The following is a 15,873-nucleotide window of genomic DNA, read 5'->3' as shown; positions in this document are numbered from 1 at the left end:
GCGCTCGCAATGACGAGGCGGAAACTTCGTGCGCCTCGCGCCCTTCAGCACACCGTCGGCAGCAACCGCCGGACCTCGTCGAGCAGTTCGGGGACTGCCGTCTTGTCGCCTGCGAGGTGCTTGAGCAGCGCACTCTGGAACAGACCGTCGAACAGCGCATAGAGCGCGGCGGGCGATGACGCCGGCCGCTTGCCGCCGAATTCGGCAAAGCGGGTCGCGATGCGCCAGATCATCGCCTCCAGGCTCTTGTCGATCTCGAGCACGTCCTTGCGAAACGCCGCCTCGAACATCGCCTGCGCGCGCAGATCGTACCAGAGCCGGTGCATGCGGGCTTCGTCTTGCAGTGTTGCCGCAAGCTTTGCGAGGAAGCCCTCCGTCAATTCCTCGCGGCTCTTTGCGGTCGCGACGACCTCGTCATAGCGCGTCACGCATTTCGCCTTGTAGTGGCGCACGCAGCAGCAGATCAGGTCGAGCTTGTCGCTGAAATAATAGTGGAACACGCCATGCGTGAACGCCGAGTTCTGCGCGATCTCGCGCAGGCTGGTGCGGGCGAAGCCGAGCTCGCCAAGCGTCTCCAGCGCCGCCTCGGCAAGCTCGATGCGTCGCGCGTTGAACTTTTCGTCGCGCAGCACCTCGGCCGCATCAGCCACACGCCGGGCTGCCCCGGTCACCTGCCGCGCCATCGTGTTCCTTCCTCAGTCCCGATCTTTCAACGACTTATACCGCGCCATCAGCTGATAGCTCCATCCCCTCACAACCACTTCCTTTGACAACTGTCAAATTCGTTCTTGACAAATGTCAAGATTCTGGCGGAGGTTCGCGCCCAAGAATTTGGACAGTCGTCAAGACATCCAGACATGGAGGAACGCTTCGCTGAGTGCGGCCCAAAGGCCCGCGCCCGTGCATTGCCGGCGCGCGCCGTCGATCGGCCGCAGCACAAATCAATCACCAGCAACGGAGGAGTGCGTCATGAGTGGGAAGAGTCTTGAAGGCAGGAAAGCCCTGGTCACCGGCGGTGCACGAGGGATCGGCGCGGCCATCGCGCAGGCACTGGCGCGCGCCGGCGCCTCGGTCATGATCGCCGACATCCTCGAAGAGGCCGGCCATGCCAGCGCGACCGCAATCGCGAAGGAAGGCGTGAAGACGGGTTTCGCGCAGCTCGACGTCGCCGATGACGCGCAATGGGAGCGGGCAGTCGCCAAGACCGTCGCCACCCTCGGCGGCTACGACATCCTCATCAACAATGCCGGCATCGAGATCACGTCGCTGGTCAGCGAGGTCAAGGCCGAGGATGCGCGGCGGATGTGCGACGTGAACATCGTCGGCACCGTGCTCGGCATGAAGCACGCCTTCCGCGCGATGCGGCCGGGCGGAGCTGCCGGCAAGGGCGGCGCGGTCGTCAACATTGCGTCCGTCGCGGCGACGATCGCCTTCCCGAGCATATCCGTTTATTCCGGCACCAAATCCGCGGTCGATCGCATGACGCGGGTCGCTGCGATGGAGGCCGGCAAGCTCGGTTATGGCGTGCGCGTCAACTGCATCTATCCCGGTCTGATCCCGACCGACATGGGCCTGCAGCTCGCTAATGACATCGTGAAGATCGGTCTCGCGCCCGACGTCAACGCCGCCGTCGGCTCGGTGGTGGAGCAGACGCCTCTCGGCAAGCTCGCGGAGGTCGGCGACATCGCCGACGCGGCGGTGTTCCTGTGCTCGAACGAGGCCCGCTTCATCACCGGCATCGGTCTGCCCGTCGATGGCGGCATGGGCATGTGAGCCAAAAACCTGACAACAAAAATTCGGAGGAACACAATGAGCGCGAAAAAACCCGTCATCGTCTATGGCGCGTCCGGCTACACCGGCCGTCTCGTCTGCGAATACTTACGTGAGTACAACATCCCCTTCGTCGCCGCCGGCCGTAGTGCCGAGAAGCTCAACGCCGCGATGAAGGCGAATGTGGCCGGCATCGAGACCGCCGACTACGAGGTGGTGGAAGTGCCGCACACCGTGAGCGCGTTGACGGAGTTGTTCAACGGCGCCTCGGTGGTGCTGAACACCGTTGGTCCCTTTGCAAAATTCGGCGGCGAGGTGGTGCAGGCCTGCTGGGCGTCCCGATGCCACTACACCGACACGACCGGCGAGCAGGACTGGCTGATCACGCTCGAGCAGGAGTGGGGCACGAAGTTCGCCAATGCCGGCCTGCTGCTGGCGCCGGGCATCGCGCAGATGTACACCACCGGCGAGATCGCAGCCCAGCTCTGCCTGGAGACGCCCGGTCTCGACACGCTCGATATCGCCGTGTTCTGGGGCGGCAGCCCGACCATCGCCTCGACCCAGACCATTTTGGTCAACGCCGCGATGGCCAAGGCCTACTATCTCGAGCAGAACAAATACGTCGAGCATCAGCCCGATGCCGGCCTCACCAACCTCGCCATCCCCGGCCAGCACGAGCTGGCGCTGGCGCTGCCCTGGGGCGGCACCTCGCATCCCGTGTGGTTCAAGCGCGATCCGCGCGTGGCCAACGTGAAGGTGCTGGGCGGCGTGTTCAATCGCGGACTGATGCTGGGCGTGCCGCAGATCGTCGCCGCCGCGCTGGAGGCGACCAAGCACATGAACCCCGACGACCGCTACGCCGCGTTGGCGCAGACCGCCGCCGGCGTCATGAACACCATGCCGCCGCGGGAAAATCCGCGCGTCAACAAGTCCCTGGATTCGGTGCATGCCTCCGGCCCACTGGGACGCGCGCACTGCGTCATCAACGGCAACAGCAACTACAAGCAGACCGGCATGCTGCAGGCCTATGCGGCTGCGCATTTGCTGCAGCAGCCGCCAAAACGCGTGGGTTTTGCCTCCGGCTGCCAGGCCTTTGGCCATCACGAGCTGCTCGGGCAATTGCGCAGTTTTGGGCTGGTCAGCAAGCCGATCCTGACTGTGCACGATTAGCTAAATCACGGGTGGCGCGGTTTTCCGCGCCACCCGCGGGCGCTTTGGAGGCGACCATGCGCTTCATCGACTACCTCGACAAAGGCGCCTCGCTCGGCCTCGACGCGCCGTGCCTCACCATGGACGGCCGCGATCTCAGCTATCGCGAGGTGCAGAAGCTGAGCTACCGCGTCGCGCGCGGACTCGCGCGCTCCGGGATTGCGGCCGGCGAGAAGGTCGCAATCCTCTCCGGCAACGATCCGGTGGCGTTCGCCTGCGTGTTCGGCATTTCGCGCGCCGGCGCGGTGTGGTGCCCGATCAATCCGCGCAACGAGGCAGCCGAGAACCGGATCATCCTCGACCAGTTCGATTGCAGCGTGCTGCTGTTTCACTCGAGCTTTGCGCCGATGGTCGAGGCGGTGCGGGCAGAGCTGCCAAAACTGCGCGCCCTCGTCTGCCTCGATGCCGAGTTGCCCTTTGCGCCATCGTTCGACAGCTGGCTCGCCGGCCTCGCCGACGACCCTTATCAACGCGAGACGGTCGACGATCTCGTGATGATCCCGGGTACCGGTGGCACCACCGGCAAGCCGAAAGGTGTCATGCTGTCGGGCCGCAACATCGAGGCCATGACGGCCCTGACGCTGATGGGCTATCCCTTCAGGGGACGTCCGGTCTATCTCGCGCTCGCGCCGCTGACTCACGCCGCCGGCGTGCTGTGTTTCCCGATCATGGCGCTCGGTGGCCGCATCGTGATCATGCATCACCCCGACATCGGCGAATTCCTCGACCTGATCGAGCGCTACGGCGTCACCCACACCTTCCTGCCGCCGACCGTGATCTACATGCTGCTCGATCATCCCAGGCTCGACTCCGCAAAACTCTCCTCGCTGCAATGCTTCTGGTATGGCGCCGCGCCGATCTCGGCTACGCGGCTTGCGGAGGCGCTGAAGCGGATCGGCCCGATGGCGCAATTGTTCGGCCAGACCGAGGCGCCGATGATGATCTCGATGATGGCGCCCGACGAGCATTACAATGCCGACGGCACCATCGCGATGGAGCGCCTCGCCTCGGCCGGCCGGATCAGCCCGCTGGTGCAGGCCGGCATCATGGATGGCGACGGAAATCTGCTGCCATCAGGCGCACGCGGCGAGATCGTGGTGCGCGGCTCGCTGGTGATGGAGGGCTATTACAAAAACCCGGAGGCCACCGCAGAGGCCTCCGCGCATGGTTGGCACCACACCGGCGACATCGGCTACATCGACGACGACGGCTACCTCTACATCGTCGATCGCGCCAAGGACATGATCATCACCGGCGGGTTCAACGTCTATTCGATCGAGGTCGAGAACGCATTGCGGGCGCATGAATCGGTGCAGGATTGCGCCGTCATCGGGCTAGCAGACGACAAATGGGGCGAGCGGATCGTCGCCGTGGTGCAGCCCCGCATAGGCCAAAGCGTCGATGCGACGGCATTGGCGGCCTTCGTCAAGCAGCAGATCGGCAGCGTCAAGACACCGAAGCAGATCGAAGTCTGGAACGATCTGCCGCGCTCCAAGGTCGGCAAGGTGCTGAAGCCGGACATCCGCGCGCGGCTGGCGGGTCGGTCAGGCGACTGAGTCTCGTACTCATAGACATAACGTTCGCTTTCGAAGCGCAGACTCAAATCCGATCGTCGGACACCCGATTTTTGGACCGGGGAAACGTCCGCATCAACGCTCAGTTCTCCATATTGGCGAGCGTGCCGCGTTGCTCCCATGGTCCGGGATTGAGAATCGCGCCGTTGACCTTGCCGGCGGCGTCGCGCGTGAAAGCAAGCCGCGTGCGATCGCCGCCCTCGACTTGGAATTCATCCTTTGAACGAATCGCCACGGGCGTCCGCCGTCCCCTGTCGAAATCGAGGATTGACCATTGGCCTGTTGCCTCGACGACGAGCTTGCCGTCTGCGACACGGACTTGAAGCGCGACACTGTGCGCTGGAACTGCCTCTCGGGGAAAGGCGACAACAAGTGGATCGCTCTGCGTCGCGCGGATGATCTTGAGCTTGATCGCGGCGTCGACCGGGCCTGAGATCCGGCCAAGTGTCGCTTCCAGGGTCAGCCCTGTGATCGACTTGTCGTCGATAGCGGCGATGACGTCTCCCGCCATCACGCCGGCCCGCGCGGTGGGGCCTTTGTCGGCAAGCCTGATCACTCTGAGCCCGCCCTTCTCCACGGCAACAGACTCAAGACCGGTCCAGCCGCGACCGTCGGCGACCAACGCCTGTCTGTCGAGCGAACTTGCGGAGCCGCCGAAATCGTAATGTCCGACGTAGTCGGTGAGAGGGGCGGGGTTCAATGGCTCCGACAGGATCGGCGCGGGGGCCTCAGGAACCTTCAACGCCGCATAGGGCAGACGACGGATTGCGTTGAAGAAGAAACCGTTCTCGCTGTACTGGCTCCGCTGCATCATCATCACCAGGATCAGCTTCTGGACCGGGTCGACCGAGAAAAACGTGCCCCAGCTTCCTTGCCAGTTGAAGCCGCCGACCGCGCCGGGGATCAGGCTGAAATCCGGATTGGTGCGAACGGCGAAGCCGAGCCCCCATCCCGTACCAAAGGCCGGGCCGGCTTCGTGCCCTGCGACGTGCATGTCGGACGGCAGTGAATTTGTCGTCATCAGCCGGACTGTTTCAGGCTTCAGGATCCGCACGCCATCGAGCTCCCCGCCATTGAGCAGCATCTGGCAGAAGCGCAGGAAGTCCGGGACCGTCGAGACGATCCCTCCCCCACCCGAAAAGAATGTTTGCGGTTTCCCGACGTCCCCATCCGAAAGCGGCGTCGGCTGCGCACCTGGCACGGCGACGAGACGGTCGAGTTTGTCCGCCGGCACGGAGAAGGCGCTGTCGACCATGTGGAGCGGCGCGAACAGGCGAGTTTGCAGAAACTGCTCGAACGTCTGGCCCGAAACGACTTCAATGACACGGCCGAGAACGTCGTATCCGATAGCATATTCCCAGACTTCGCCCGGCTGGTGCAAAAGCGGGAGTGTACCGAGGCTCGCGACGAAGGATGCGATCGGCTTGTCGCGTCGGAACGGCGCTCTCGCACCGTAAAGCAGGTGGACCGCCGCATTTCCAAATCCTGGGTCGGCGTAATCCCCCGTGGCATAGACGAGCCCGGACGTGTTGCGCAGCAAATCCCGGATGGTCATCGCGCGCTTCGCCGGTTCAAAGACCTTTCGCGCAAGATCCAGGAGGATCGGATCCCCAGTGGCCGGGTCCTTCCTGACGACCTGCATGCCCTTGAGCTCCGGCAAATACTGCGCCACGGGAGTGTCAAGCTCGAGCTTGCCTTCGTCGACCAGCATCATGGTGGCTACGCTGGTGATCTGCTTGGACATAGATCCGATGCGAAAGATCGAATCCGGGCGCATCGGACTTTTCCTGTCGTGATCCTCAAAGCCGGTGGGCTGCAAATAAGCGAGCTTTCCGCCTCGGGCGATCCCGACGACAAAACCGGAGGGATCGCCCTTTTTGGTCTGCGCCTCAAACCAGGAGGTGATGCGCGCGAGGCGCTTCGCCGAAAAGCCGAGACTCTCCGGATCGCCGACGGTCTGCAAATCGTCGGCAAGCGCCGCACCTGTCAGCGCGGACAGCACGGTCAATGAAACGGCTAGTCGCCGATATCGCATGGGCGGCCCCTCTGTCGCAGCTGTTGCGCGGAAAGATCGCCGTCAGTCTGTCAAAACGTCTTCGATTCCTTCTCGCCGATTTCTGCAATCCGGCTGGCCGATTCCTCAACCCGACTGGCCGATTTTTGATCGGCCGTTCCCAGAGCTGCATTTCCCGCCATTGCAAGACGGCGGAATTCGGTTGGGGTCATATCTGTTTCGGCCCTGAAGGCACGGTTGAAGGGCCCGATCGACTGGAACCCTGTGTCCATCGCAATTGTCAGCACCGGGACTTCCACTTGTTCGGGGTCGGCCAGCGCCTCCTTGGCTTCGCTGATCCGGTAATGATTAAGAAACGCATTGAAATTGCGGTAACCGAGGCCCTCATTGATGAGCTGCCGCATCCGGTATTCCGGCACGCGTAGCTCGGCGGATAGCAATCCAATGGTCAACCCCTCACGCCGATAGATGCGCTCGACGGTCATTAGCCGTTCCAGCCGGCGCAAGAGAGCCGGTTCGATCACTGCAGGCTTGCTCGGATCGTCAGACGTCTTTGCTGGTGCAACCAACGGGACATTTCCTGCGGGCAGCAGGATCGAACCCTTCTGCGCCTCCAGCACACTCCATGCGCTCAAGCCGACCAACACGAACAGAGCGAAGGCGTTGGCGACGCTGGACATGGAAAAAGTGTGAGTCGAAGGCTGCAAGAAGCTCAAGTAAGAGTTGAGAACGATTTGGGCCGACGCACCGATCAAGACGACCAGCCGGAGCCGACGCCGGCCCTGCACCAGGTCGCCCCGCCACGTGAGGAGCGTCTGCGCCACCGCCAACAATGCCAGGCCGAGAAAGGCAAGCGACAGCGCGCGTTCGATCGCACGCTCAAGCGCGGCCGATTGCGTGATGCCGCTGGCGTCCAGCCATTGCGCGACGGCAACGGCCACCCACAAGGCGCCATGCCAGGGCCGCGGCACGAAATCGTCATCGAAGGCGGAACGCGCCCATAGCCAGAACACGACACAGTTCGCGCTGGACAGCGCCAGCAACAACAGGCCCCACCACGCGTATGGCCGCGGGAAGGTCGGCGACGTGCAGATCATCGAAGCGGCTGCGCCGATGGCGAGTGCGGCGCCCAGCAGCGCGGCCGTGCTATCGCGGCGATCGCGTAGAGCGATAGATGCGATCAGCAGGCACAATGCCACGACGGCGCCGCGTAACCCGAGGTCGATCGAGATCAAACCGCTGGTGCCCACTATCGGAAAGACTCCGAATGCCATTGTTGAGCCGCGTCGGCTCGGTCATACGCCCTGGGCGCAACTGATGTCGAGTCGTCAGACAATCTCGAAGCGGGTCTATGATGCCTTCACCGTGAGGGGTCACTTGGTGGGCCAAAAAAATGCGCGGGCCGCCTCGGTGTCGAGGCCTGCCCGCGCATTTGAATTCAGTAGATGCCGCGCTCAGGCGCGCGTCAGTGCACGCTCACCGCCTGCAGCTCGTTGCTCCAGGCATTCGCGACCGCGGCTTCGCGGCTGTCGGTCAGCATGATCGGCGTGCCGTCGGCGGAGTGGAGCGCGAAGAGTTTGAGGCCCGGCGCAATCCTAGGGGCTTGCGGAAACAGGTCCGGCACGTCTTCGGAGCGGATCTGCTTCACATAGGCGATATGACCTTCGCCGAGGGTTGCCAGCGTCTCCGGTGAGACATTGCCGGCTTCGTATTCGAACGCAACGTGACCTTCACTCATGGTCTCGACTCCTTCATCACACTAAGCGGTCGAGTCCGCTACTCGTTCCATTATTCGTGCTCATTGATAGCGATTGTCTTAACGATCCTTTCCGGTTCAGGCCGGGCAAGATCGATCGACAACAGCCCGTTCTTCAGATCCGCCCCCAGCACCAGCATCCCCTCCGCCAGCACGAAAGTGCGCTGGAAGTGGCGCGCGGCGATGCCGCGATGGATGTATTGCCGGGACTTGTCGTCCTGCTGGCGCCCGCGGATCACGAGCTGGTTTTCCTCAATGGTTACATCGAGTTGGTCGCGGGTGAAACCGGCGACCGCCAGGGTGATTCGTAAGCGTTCGGGGGCACCGTCCGAGCGTTCACACCTCTCGATATTGTAGGGAGGGTAACCGTCGGCGCCCTTGACGACGCGATCGAGCACGCGCTCGATTTCGTCGAAACCCAGCAGGAACGGACTGGAAAGCGTGGGAACACGAGACATAGTTTACAAAGTCCTCGCGGAAGCGACTTTGGTGTTTCAGGGCCCGGAATGGCACCCCTTGGTCAGCAATATGGGCATATCCCCGTTTGGGTTCAAGGACGTAGCGGGAGCCTGTGGATTAGCCCGAAACGCCCTCAGGCCGCGCAACGCCTTCTACTGTGCATGGGGTTGTTTTCGCCCCCTTTTGCCAGCCGACCCAAAAGGCCCGTTTCAGGCCTCAATGCGGGTCCGGCCGTCGGCGCTGAACAGATGCAGCTTCGATCTGATAGCGGCGACCCGGATCTTCTGGCCGATCGGCGGAGCATCGGCGCCGGGGATGCGGACGATGATCTCGCCGGGCGGCAGTTCGCCCGGCGTCGCCGCGACGCGATCCTCTTCCTGCGCGCGGGCGCCATAGACGAAGGTTTCGGCGCCGACGCGCTCAATCGCTTCCACGGTGAGCGGCAGCGCCACGCCGCCTGACGGCGTCTGGTCGGTGATGACGAAGTCTTCGGGGCGGATGCCGAGAATGCCGGCCTGTACGCCTGCGCCATTGGCGCCGAGCTGCGCCTTGATCTCGTCCGGGCGCGTCGACATCAGGTTCATCGGCGGCGCGCCGATGAAGGAGGCGACGAAGGTGGTGGACGGCTTCTCGTAGATGGCGAGGGGGTTGCCGACCTGCTCGACCTGGCCGCCATTCATCACCACCAGAATGTCGGCGAGCGTCATCGCCTCGAGCTGGTCGTGGGTGACGTAGATCGATGTCGTGTTCAAACGGCGCTGCAATTTACGGATCTCGACCCGCATCGCGATGCGGAGTTTCGCGTCGAGGTTGGACAGCGGCTCGTCGAACAGGAACACCTTTGGCTGGCGCACGATGGCGCGGCCCATCGCGACGCGCTGGCGCTGGCCGCCGGAGAGCTGGCGCGGCTTGCGCTCCAGCATCGGCGCGAGCTCGAGGATGCGGGCTGCCTCCTCCACGCGCGTCTTGATCTCGGCTTCCGGCATGCCGCGATTGCGCAGGCCGTAGGCCATGTTGTTGTAGACGCTCATATGCGGATAGAGCGCATAGTTCTGGAACACCATCGCGATGTCGCGATCGGCGGGCTCGACCTGGTTGACGACGCGGCCGCCGATGTCGATCTCGCCGCCGGTGACGGTCTCGAGCCCCGCCACCATGCGCAGCAGCGTGGACTTGCCGCAGCCGGAGGGACCGACCAGCACGCAGAACTGGCCGTCGCCGACATCGACGTTGACGCCCTTGATGGCCTCGAAGCCGCCGGGATAGGTCTTGCGGACGTTGCGCAGGGTGACGTTGGCCATAACTCTCTACTTCTCCGTCTCGACCAGGCCGCGCACGAACAATTTCTGCATGGCGACGACGACGAACACTGGCGGCAGCATCGCGAGCACGGCGGTCGCCATCACGACGGGCCATTCCGTCAGCGCGTCGGTGGTGGTGATCATCTTGCGGATGCCGACCTGGATGGTCTGCATGTCGTCGCGCGTGGTGATCAAGAGCGGCCAGAGATATTGATTCCAGCCGAGGATGAACAGGATCACGAACAGCGCGGCCATGTTGGTGCGCGACAGCGGCAAGAGCGTATCCCAGAAGAAGCGGAACGGACCTGCGCCGTCGATGCGCGACGCTTCAAGCAACTCGTCGGGCACGGTCATGAAGAACTGCCGGAACAGCAGCGTCGCTGTGGCCGATGCGATCAGCGGCAGCGCGAGGCCGGCATAGCTGTCGAGCATGTGCAGGTCGGCGACGATCTTGTAGGTCGGATAGATGCGCACCTCGACCGGCAGCATCAGCGTGATGAAGATGATCCAGAAGATCGCCATCCGGAACGGAAAGCGGAAATAGACGATCGCATAGGCCGAGATGATCGAGATCGCGATCTTCCCGAGCGCGATCGCCAGCGCCATGATCAGCGAGTTCAGCATCATGTTGCCGACCGGCTCGCGGGTCGAGCCGCTCGTGCCGACGAAGATCGTCTGGTAGTAGGTCTGGAAGAAATGCCCGCCCGGCAGCAGCGACATCTGGCCGTTGGCGATGACGGCGTTGTCCTGGGTCGAGGCCACGAAGGCGAGATAGACCGGAAAGGCGACGATCGCGATTCCGATCCACAGGATGACGTGGGCGACGTAGCGGCGGATGCCCTCTTCCTCGACCATCAGTAGGTCACCTTGCGTTCGACGAAGCGGAACTGGATTCCGGTCAGCACGATGACCATGACCATCAGGATCACCGACTGTGCGGCCGAGCTGCCGAGGTTCCCGCCGAGCAGGCCGTCGGTATAGACCTTGTAGACCAGCGTCTCCGTCGACTTGCCCGGACCGCCGCGGGTCATCGTGTCGATGATGCCAAAGGTGTCGAAGAAGGCGTAGACGATGTTGACGACCAGCAGGAAGAAGATGGTCGGCGACAGCAGCGGGAAGGTTACGGTCCAGAAGCGCCGCATCGGGCGCGCGCCGTCGATCGCGGCGGCCTCGAGCACGCTCTTCGGGATGCTCTGGAGACCGGCGAGGAAGAACAGGAAGTTGTAGGAGATCTGCTTCCAGGCCGCGGCGAGGATGATCAGCGTTGCCGCCTGATTGCCGTCGAGCAGCGGATTCCAGTCGATGCCCATGGCGCGCAAGTACCGCGAGAGCACGCCGAGCGAGGGATGCAGCATGAAGATCCAGAGCACGCCGACCACGGGCGGTGCGACCGCATAGGGCCAGATCAGCAGCGTGCGATAGATCGTGCCGCCACGTAAGGGTTTGTCCGCCATGACCGCGAGCAGCAGCGCAAACGACAGCGACGACAAGGCGATCGCGAAGGAGAACACGAAAGTCCTGACGACCGCCTCGAAATAGGCCGGGTCCTTGAACAGGTCCACATAGTTCTCGAACCAGACAAAACTCGTCGAGAGGCCGAAGGCGTCCTGCAGCAGGAACGACTGGATGACCGCCTGCAGCGCCGGCCAGTAGAAGAAAATCAGGACGATCGCGAGCTGCGGTGCAACCAGCGCGTAAGGCAACAGCTTTGATTGGAAAATGGATTGCTTTTGCATGGCGTCAGGAGAGCGGCAGGCCGGATCGTGGCCTGCCGCTCATCCTCTCACTTGACGGCGGTTTTTTCAAACTGCCGCAGCATGGTGTTGCCGCGTTCGACGGCAGCGTCGAGCGCCTGCTTGGCAGTCTTCTTGCCGGCCAGCGCCTGCTCGATCTCCTCCGACCAGACGTCACGGAGCTGCACCATGTTGCCGAGGCGCAGGCCGCGCGAGTTCTCGGTCGGCTCCTTGTTGGTCAGCTCCAGGAGCGGTGTTTCGAGATAGGGCTGGTCCTTGTAGAAGCCCTCGGCCTTGGCCTTCTCATAGGCCGCCTTGGTGATCGGCAGATAGCCCGACGCCTTGTGGATCCAGACCTGGCGGTCGGTGTCCGAGAGGAAGGTCAGGAACTTTGCGACACCCTTGTACTCCTCGGCGGACTTGCCGCCCATCATCCAGAGCGAAGCGCCGCCGATGATCGAGTTCTGCGGAGCACCCTTGGCATCCGGATAATAGGGCATCGGCACGGCTGTGAAGTTGAACTTGGCCTGCGCCTTGACGTTGCCGAAGAAGGCCGACGACGTCAGGTAGATCGGGCACTCGCCGGAGGTGAAACGGCCTTCGCCGGTGTTGGTGCGGCCGGCATAGTCGTAGGTCTTGTCTTTCTGCAGCTCGATCAGGTTTTCGAGATGCTTGACCTGGAGCGGGCCGTTGAACTCGAGCACGGTGTCAAAGCCGTCGAGACCGTTGGCCTTGGTCGACAGCGGCACGTTGTGCCAGGCGGAGAGCTGCTCGAGATTGACCCAGGTGACCCAGGAGCCGGAGAAGCCGCAGGTCGCGTGTCCCGCCGCCTTCAGCTTCTTGGCGGCGTCGAACACTTCAGGCCAGGTCTTGGGGATCTCGACATTCGCCTTCTTCAGCTCGTCGAGATTGATCCACATCACCGTCGACGACGAGTTGAAGGGGAACGAGAGCATCTCGCCCTTCGACGTCGAATAATAGCCGGTGATCGCGGGCAGGTAGATCTTGGGGTCGAACTTTTCGCCGGCCTCGGCCATCAGCTTGTAGACGGGCTTCACGGCGCCGGTCGCGGCCATCATGGTCGCGGTGCCGACTTCGAACACCTGCATGATGTGCGGCGCGTTGCCGGCGCGGAACGCGGCGATGCCGGCATTCATCGTGTCGGCGTAGTTGCCCTTGTAGGTCGGGACGACCTTGTAGTCGGTTTGTGCAGCGTTGAAATCGTTGGCGAGCTTGACGATCACGTCGTTGTTCGCGCCGGTCATCGCGTGCCACCACTGAATCTCGGTCACGGCCAGCGCGGGCGAGGCGCCAAAACCGATCGAGATTGCGAGCGCAGCGGCCGCACCAATATGTCGAAGAGCCATCAAGTAAACCTCCCTTGGGCCGTCAAAAATGTGCGCTTGCGCTAGCAGCGCCATATGACGTTCACATGACTGTGTAAGCGGGCGAAACGAAAGCGGCAAGCGCCAGGAAAGGGAAGCCGGAAAATAGGCGAAGGCGCGCGTCGGCGTGCCGCAGCGTTCGCGGTGCAGGCGTGCTCGCGCCGCAGTGCGGCATTTTTGAATTATGTTGCGCGCAAACTCAGCGCTTGCGATCGGGGCCGCAGACCACGCCCTTCTTCACCATCGCGTCGATCTCGTCCCGGGAGTAGCCGAACTCGCCGAGCACCTCGGCGGAGTGCTGGCTGAACTTTGGCGGCGTCCGGCGCAAGCTCGGCTTGCTGCGTTCCAGCCGGATCGGCGAGGCCACGCCCTTGTACCAGTCCTTCTCGATAATATCGCCACGGTGGATGGTGTGCGGGTTCGTCAACGCCTGGTCGATTTTCTGCACGGGGCCCGCCGGCAGGCCGGCGGCGAGCAGGCGATTGCAGAGCGGCTCGGCCTCGTGCTGGCTGAACACGGCGGCGAGCTCGGCGCGGAGCGCCTCGCGGTTGGCGATGCGGTCCTTGTTGCGGGCAAAGCGCGGATCGGTGCCGAGCTCTGGCTTTCCGATTTCCTTGGCCAGCTTGCGGAAGGTCCCGTCATTGCCGACGCCGATAAAGATGTTGTCGGTCTTGGTCGGGAAGATCGCATAGGGCACGAGATTGGGATGCTCGTTGCCGGTGAGCCCCGGCGGCTTGCCATGCATGAAATAGTTTGCGGTGTGCGGATGCATGATCGCAAGACCGGTCTCATACAGCGTGGTTTCGAGGAACTGGCCCTGGCCCGAGCGTTGCCGTTCCGACAACGCCATCAAAATGCCGATTGCTGCATAGAGACCGGTGGTGATGTCGACCAGCGGCACGCCGATGCGCATCGGTCCGCTTTCAGGCGAGCCGGTTGCCGCGATCATGCCGGTCATCGCCTGGATGATCGCGTCGTAACCGGGATTGCCGCCGCGCGGACCGTCGGCGCCAAAGCCGCAGATGCGGCAATGCACGAGGCGCGGAAATTTTGCGCGCAGCATCTCGCTGCCGATGCCCCACTTTTCCAGCGTGCCCGGCTTGAAATTCTCGATCAGGACATCGGCGGTCTCCAGCATCTTGAGCAGCACGACGCGGCCGCCTTCGGAGGCGAGGTCGAGGCCGATCGAGCGTTTGTTGCGGTTGATGCCGACGAAATAGGCCGCGTCCTCGTCGTGGAAGGGAGGGCCCCAGTCGCGCACCTCGTCGCCCGCGGGCGGCTCGACCTTGATCACGTCGGCGCCGTGATCGGCGAGGATCTGCGTGCAATAGGGACCGCCGAGCACGCGCGTGAGATCGATGACGCGCAGTCCGCTCATGGCACCCAAAGCGGCTTCAGAACTCATGGTGGCAACCTCTGCTCAAGCTGTGTTCGAGCACAGGCCTAGCGAGGTTCGTTCACGCCAGCAATGGCCCGCCGCGTGTGGGCGCATGCGCCGCAGATCATGCCGCCGCGCGGCAAATCAACGGGAGTGCGGCCGGCCCAAAGGATCTCAGAGAGGGATCACGGGCCGGCCGCAGGTCCGGCGTTAGACGACCGTCAGGCGGACGTCGACATTGCCGCGGGTGGCGTTGGAATAGGGGCACACCTGGTGGGCCTTCGCGACCAGCGCTTCGGCGTCGGCCTTGGCGATGCCGGGCAGCGAGACGGCGAGATCGATGTCGAGGCCAAAGCCGCCTTCCGAGCGCGGCCCGATGCCGACGGTGGAGGTCACCGAGGCGTCCGCGGGCACCTTCACGCCGCCGCCCTGGGCCGCAACCGCCTTCATGGCGCCGATGAAGCAGGCGGCATAGCCGGCGGCAAACAACTGCTCGGGGTTGTTGCCGGCGCCGCCGCCACCGCCGAGCTCCTTCGGGGTCGACAACTTGACGCTGAAGGCCCCGTCGGCCGTCGAGGCGGAACCGTCGCGGCCGCCGGTGGCTGTTGCGGTGGTCTTGTAGAGGACTTTCACGGACATGGTCGTCTCCCTTGGGATGGTCTTCGGTTGGGGTGAGGTGTATATCGCACACAATTACATTGCGCGCAATTGAAATTGGCAGACCTCACATTTAATTGTTCGCAATTGAATGCGCGGCCGCGCGGGGCCAGAATGCTGGGTAAGTCTCAAGAGGTCAAAATGGTTCGAAAACAAATCGCAGGCGATCAGCCGCTCCGGCTCGATAACCAGATCTGCTTTGCGGTCTATTCGGCCGCGCACGCCTTCAACCGGGTCTACAAGCCGCTGCTGGACCGGCTCGGCCTGACCTATCCGCAATACCTGGTCATGCTGGTGCTGTGGGAGCGGGACGACGTGCCGCTGAAAGATATCGGCGAAAGGCTGTTTTTGGACTCGGGCACGCTGACGCCTTTGCTGAAGCGGCTGGAGGCGGCGCAACTGGTCAAGCGGACGCGCTCGACCGAAGACGAGCGCCAGGTGCTGATTTCGCTGACCCCGCAGGGCCATGCCCTGAAAGAGAAGGCCCGTGCCGTGCCGCAATCGATTCTCGCGGCCTCGGACTGCTCCGTGTCGGAACTCGTGGCGATCAAGAACGAGATCGTCGCGCTACGCGACCGGTTGAATGCGGTGATCGGGGAGTAGTTGAAGCCCGGCTTCGCCCTTCGGGCTACGCCGC

15 protein-coding genes are annotated in these 15,873 nt (G+C 63.3%); 4 read left to right on the top strand and 11 right to left on the bottom strand.

Features of this window, described 5'->3' with window-relative positions; translation table 11 throughout:
• Nucleotides 1–44: 44 nt before the first annotated feature.
• Entirely contained in the window at nucleotides 45–683 is a 639-nt protein-coding gene (locus C2U70_RS22985) for a TetR/AcrR family transcriptional regulator (protein ID WP_140980699.1), read from the bottom strand.
• A 286-nt stretch (nucleotides 684–969) separates the two neighbouring features.
• Between C2U70_RS22985 and C2U70_RS22980 the strand changes: the two genes are divergently transcribed.
• From C2U70_RS22980 to C2U70_RS22970, 3 genes are read left to right on the top strand one after another with little or no spacing between them, the layout of a single operon-like run.
• Nucleotides 970–1,773: an SDR family NAD(P)-dependent oxidoreductase gene (locus tag C2U70_RS22980; protein ID WP_140980698.1), complete on the top strand. Its 804-nt coding sequence runs from the start codon at nucleotides 970–972 to the stop codon at nucleotides 1,771–1,773.
• 36 nt (nucleotides 1,774–1,809) lie between these two features.
• Nucleotides 1,810–2,940 (top strand): DUF5938 domain-containing protein, encoded by a 1,131-nt coding sequence (locus tag C2U70_RS22975; protein ID WP_140980697.1) that lies wholly within the window; start codon nucleotides 1,810–1,812, stop codon nucleotides 2,938–2,940.
• A gap of 56 nt (nucleotides 2,941–2,996) precedes the next feature.
• Nucleotides 2,997–4,535 carry an AMP-binding protein gene (locus C2U70_RS22970; RefSeq protein ID WP_140980696.1) on the top strand — a complete coding sequence of 513 codons (1,539 nt, stop codon included), beginning with the start codon at nucleotides 2,997–2,999 and terminating at the stop codon, nucleotides 4,533–4,535.
• Nucleotides 4,536–4,635: 100 nt separating this feature from the next.
• On the opposite strand, the gene C2U70_RS22965 is transcribed toward C2U70_RS22970, so the two are convergent.
• The 10 genes from C2U70_RS22965 to C2U70_RS22920 form a co-directional block, all read right to left on the bottom strand.
• Nucleotides 4,636–6,555 carry a serine hydrolase domain-containing protein gene (locus C2U70_RS22965; protein WP_246666836.1) on the bottom strand — a complete coding sequence of 640 codons (1,920 nt, stop codon included), beginning with the start codon at nucleotides 6,553–6,555 and terminating at the stop codon, nucleotides 4,636–4,638.
• Between the two features lie 83 nt (nucleotides 6,556–6,638).
• Nucleotides 6,639–7,841 carry a helix-turn-helix domain-containing protein gene (locus C2U70_RS22960; protein WP_140980694.1) on the bottom strand — a complete coding sequence of 401 codons (1,203 nt, stop codon included), beginning with the start codon at nucleotides 7,839–7,841 and terminating at the stop codon, nucleotides 6,639–6,641.
• Nucleotides 7,842–8,032: 191 nt separating this feature from the next.
• Entirely contained in the window at nucleotides 8,033–8,305 is a 273-nt protein-coding gene (locus tag C2U70_RS22955; protein WP_140980693.1) for a DUF1150 family protein, read from the bottom strand.
• Between the two features lie 50 nt (nucleotides 8,306–8,355).
• A complete protein-coding gene (locus tag C2U70_RS22950; RefSeq protein WP_140980692.1) occupies nucleotides 8,356–8,781 on the bottom strand; it encodes an Hsp20 family protein in 426 nt (141 codons plus the stop codon).
• A gap of 210 nt (nucleotides 8,782–8,991) precedes the next feature.
• On the bottom strand, nucleotides 8,992–10,083 hold the full coding sequence (locus C2U70_RS22945; protein WP_140980691.1) for a sn-glycerol-3-phosphate import ATP-binding protein UgpC: 1,092 nt from the start codon (nucleotides 10,081–10,083) through the stop codon (nucleotides 8,992–8,994).
• Between the two features lie 6 nt (nucleotides 10,084–10,089).
• Complete coding sequence (gene ugpE / locus C2U70_RS22940; protein ID WP_140980690.1) at nucleotides 10,090–10,938, bottom strand: sn-glycerol-3-phosphate ABC transporter permease UgpE; 849 nt, start codon at nucleotides 10,936–10,938, stop codon at nucleotides 10,090–10,092.
• Nucleotides 10,938–11,819, bottom strand: coding sequence for a sn-glycerol-3-phosphate ABC transporter permease UgpA (gene ugpA, locus C2U70_RS22935; RefSeq protein ID WP_140980689.1), 882 nt, complete (start codon nucleotides 11,817–11,819; stop codon nucleotides 10,938–10,940). The genes ugpE and ugpA overlap by 1 nt, the downstream gene beginning before the upstream one ends.
• A 47-nt stretch (nucleotides 11,820–11,866) precedes the next feature.
• Nucleotides 11,867–13,183, bottom strand: a complete 1,317-nt coding sequence (gene ugpB / locus C2U70_RS22930) for a sn-glycerol-3-phosphate ABC transporter substrate-binding protein UgpB (protein WP_140980688.1) — start codon at nucleotides 13,181–13,183, stop codon at nucleotides 11,867–11,869.
• 217 nt (nucleotides 13,184–13,400) lie between these two features.
• Nucleotides 13,401–14,606: a CaiB/BaiF CoA transferase family protein gene (locus tag C2U70_RS22925; protein WP_140980687.1), complete on the bottom strand. Its 1,206-nt coding sequence runs from the start codon at nucleotides 14,604–14,606 to the stop codon at nucleotides 13,401–13,403.
• A 183-nt stretch (nucleotides 14,607–14,789) separates the two neighbouring features.
• On the bottom strand, nucleotides 14,790–15,218 hold the full coding sequence (locus C2U70_RS22920) for an organic hydroperoxide resistance protein (RefSeq protein ID WP_140980686.1): 429 nt from the start codon (nucleotides 15,216–15,218) through the stop codon (nucleotides 14,790–14,792).
• Between the two features lie 159 nt (nucleotides 15,219–15,377).
• Between C2U70_RS22920 and C2U70_RS22915 the strand changes: the two genes are divergently transcribed.
• Complete coding sequence (locus tag C2U70_RS22915; RefSeq protein WP_140980685.1) at nucleotides 15,378–15,839, top strand: MarR family winged helix-turn-helix transcriptional regulator; 462 nt, start codon at nucleotides 15,378–15,380, stop codon at nucleotides 15,837–15,839.
• The last annotated feature ends 34 nt before the right edge of the window (nucleotides 15,840–15,873 follow it).

This window comes from Bradyrhizobium guangdongense (genome assembly GCF_006483445.1).
Taxonomy (GTDB): Bacteria; Pseudomonadota; Alphaproteobacteria; order Rhizobiales; family Xanthobacteraceae; genus Bradyrhizobium; species Bradyrhizobium guangdongense_A.
Note: the sequence above shows the minus strand (reverse complement) of the source record. Positions and strands in the feature narration are given on the sequence as shown.

What these genes read in the sequence shown, in the direction of transcription:
- C2U70_RS22925 (WP_140980687.1), bottom strand. Translation starts at nt 14,606, where the DNA reads ATGAGTTCTGAAGCCGCTTTGGGTGCCATGAGCGGACTGCGCGTCATC.
- ugpB (WP_140980688.1), bottom strand. Translation starts at nt 13,183, where the DNA reads ATGGCTCTTCGACATATTGGTGCGGCCGCTGCGCTCGCAATCTCGATC.
- C2U70_RS22915 (WP_140980685.1), top strand. Translation starts at nt 15,378, where the DNA reads ATGGTTCGAAAACAAATCGCAGGCGATCAGCCGCTCCGGCTCGATAAC.
- C2U70_RS22975 (WP_140980697.1), top strand. Translation starts at nt 1,810, where the DNA reads ATGAGCGCGAAAAAACCCGTCATCGTCTATGGCGCGTCCGGCTACACC.
- C2U70_RS22950 (WP_140980692.1), bottom strand. Translation starts at nt 8,781, where the DNA reads ATGTCTCGTGTTCCCACGCTTTCCAGTCCGTTCCTGCTGGGTTTCGAC.
- ugpA (WP_140980689.1), bottom strand. Translation starts at nt 11,819, where the DNA reads ATGCAAAAGCAATCCATTTTCCAATCAAAGCTGTTGCCTTACGCGCTG.
- C2U70_RS22980 (WP_140980698.1), top strand. Translation starts at nt 970, where the DNA reads ATGAGTGGGAAGAGTCTTGAAGGCAGGAAAGCCCTGGTCACCGGCGGT.
- C2U70_RS22920 (WP_140980686.1), bottom strand. Translation starts at nt 15,218, where the DNA reads ATGTCCGTGAAAGTCCTCTACAAGACCACCGCAACAGCCACCGGCGGC.
- C2U70_RS22985 (WP_140980699.1), bottom strand. Translation starts at nt 683, where the DNA reads ATGGCGCGGCAGGTGACCGGGGCAGCCCGGCGTGTGGCTGATGCGGCC.
- ugpE (WP_140980690.1), bottom strand. Translation starts at nt 10,938, where the DNA reads ATGGTCGAGGAAGAGGGCATCCGCCGCTACGTCGCCCACGTCATCCTG.
- C2U70_RS22960 (WP_140980694.1), bottom strand. Translation starts at nt 7,841, where the DNA reads ATGGCATTCGGAGTCTTTCCGATAGTGGGCACCAGCGGTTTGATCTCG.
- C2U70_RS22955 (WP_140980693.1), bottom strand. Translation starts at nt 8,305, where the DNA reads ATGAGTGAAGGTCACGTTGCGTTCGAATACGAAGCCGGCAATGTCTCA.
- C2U70_RS22945 (WP_140980691.1), bottom strand. Translation starts at nt 10,083, where the DNA reads ATGGCCAACGTCACCCTGCGCAACGTCCGCAAGACCTATCCCGGCGGC.
- C2U70_RS22970 (WP_140980696.1), top strand. Translation starts at nt 2,997, where the DNA reads ATGCGCTTCATCGACTACCTCGACAAAGGCGCCTCGCTCGGCCTCGAC.